The sequence below is a fragment of the Mesorhizobium sp. M7A.F.Ca.US.007.01.2.1 genome, from assembly GCF_003998165.1.
GTDB lineage: Bacteria > Pseudomonadota > Alphaproteobacteria > Rhizobiales > Rhizobiaceae > Mesorhizobium > Mesorhizobium ciceri.
The window spans coordinates 1-1689 of the sequence record NZ_RZQP01000455.1; the positions used below are offsets into that span (position 1 = coordinate 1).

Genomic DNA, 1689 nt, shown 5'->3' on the forward strand with positions numbered 1-1689 from the left:
CAGCGAGCCCTTGCGGATGGTGCCGTCGAGATGATGGATCGCCGGATGGCTGCCGTAGCCAAGCGTCAGGTCGCGGAATGTCAGGCAGGTATTTGTCATTCTGCGATCCGTAGGCGGCGAAATCCGGCTGCTGGCAGCGGCCGATTGGATATGTGATGTTATTACATTAGTCAACAAGCCAATCCGGCGGAATTGCGGCGGCAGGGTCAACTTGCCGTGTGTGCGTATCATATGCCGTTGGCCCAAGGGGATTCGACCTGGCGACCTTGCCCCAAGCCGGTCGCGACTCTAAAGAAGCGCAACCGCCACAGGAAGGAACCATCCAATGAGCATTCGTCGCATCGATGTCGGCCCGCGCATGAGCCAGATCGTCATCCATGGCAATAGCGTCTATCTGGCTGGTCAGGTCGGCCAGCCAACCGGCAATGTCGCTTCGCAGACCAGGGACATCCTGGCGGCTGTCGACGAATTGCTGGCCAAGGCTGGCTCCGACAAGACCAAGATCCTGCAGGCGATCATCTGGCTGGCCGACATGAGCACCTTTGCCGAGATGAACGCGGAATGGGACAAGTGGGTGCCGCAGGGCAACACGCCAGCCCGCGCCACCGGCGAAGCAAAGCTCGCCGCCCCGGAATATCTGGTCGAGATTATTATTACCGCTGCGATTTGAGGCGTTGAAGCTGCCAATCTCCCCCCACGTGGGGGGAGATCAGCCTCACCCCTGCGGCCTGAACCTCGCCACCAGCGTGTGGCTCTCGGCCGCGTAGGTGAAGCGCACATGGGTGACCGGGTGCTCGGCGCTCCACGTCCGTCGCTCGACCACCAAGCAGGGCGCACCGGTTTCTATATCGAGTGCAGCCGCGATATGCCTGTCGGCGGCGACAGCGCGAATCCGGTGCTCGGCTTCGCTCCACGGCACGCGGCCAATCAGCCATGGTCCTGGTGCGGTGGCCACGAATTCCTCGTCCGCTGCCTCGGGCACGGCGGTGAGATTGATCAGCCGCTGTTCATGCGCGAACGGCCGCTCGCCGGCGAAATGACCGCACTCCAGCGCCAGCACCGGTCCGGCCACGCCGAGTTCCAGCAGCGCGCGATCCCCGGCGCTGCTGCGCCTTTTGTGTCGGGCGACGCGCTCGTAGCGATAGGGCAGGCCGAGCGCTTCGACCTCGATGCGGATATCGTGGATTTCCAGCACCGCGGCCTGCGACTGCGGCCGGCGCACAAAGCTGCCTGAGCGGCGGCGGCGCTCGATCAGTCCGGCCTTGGCAAGCTGCGACAGCGCCTTGTTCACCGTCATGCGCGAGCAATTGTATTGCACGCTCAACTCATGCTCGAACGGGATGCGATGACCGGGCGCCCAGGCGCCGGACAGGATTTTCTCGCTGATGTCGGAGAGGATGCGCTGGTGCAGCGAGCCGCCGCCTTCCGCCTCCACTGTACCGGCCATGCTCATGCCGAAAGCGCCGTCATCACGTTGCGAAAACGCTCAGCGATGGCCTCTCGCTTCACATGCCTGCCGCCGCTGACCTGTTTGCGGCCATGCACCCAGACGCAGTCGACCTTGCTGCCATTGGCGAAGATCCAGGCGTCGAGGATCGCGTCGCCACTCTTGCCGGCCAGCGAGGGATTTTTGGGATCGAGCGAGACAAGATCGGCGGAGGCGCCGGCGGCGATCGCGGAAGGAACGGC

2 protein-coding genes and 2 pseudogenes are annotated in these 1689 nt (G+C 63.9%); 1 reads left to right on the forward strand and 3 read right to left on the reverse strand.

Annotated features, from left to right (window positions below; all coding sequences use genetic code 11):
* Nucleotides 1–231: pseudogene (locus EN949_RS36970) on the reverse strand (hypothetical protein); the annotation flags it as partial.
* Between the two features lie 94 nt (nt 232–325).
* Between EN949_RS36970 and EN949_RS35040 the strand changes: the two are divergent.
* On the forward strand, nt 326–670 hold the full coding sequence (locus EN949_RS35040; RefSeq protein ID WP_127365971.1) for a RidA family protein: 345 nt from the start codon (nt 326–328) through the stop codon (nt 668–670).
* Nucleotides 671–715: 45 nt separating this feature from the next.
* On the opposite strand, the gene hutC is transcribed toward EN949_RS35040, so the two are convergent.
* Nucleotides 716–1453, reverse strand: a complete 738-nt coding sequence (gene hutC, locus EN949_RS35045; RefSeq protein WP_082826433.1) for a histidine utilization repressor — start codon at nt 1451–1453, stop codon at nt 716–718.
* Nucleotides 1450–1689: pseudogene (locus EN949_RS35050) on the reverse strand (formimidoylglutamate deiminase); the annotation flags it as partial. The pseudogene EN949_RS35050 and the gene hutC, both read right to left, overlap by 4 nt.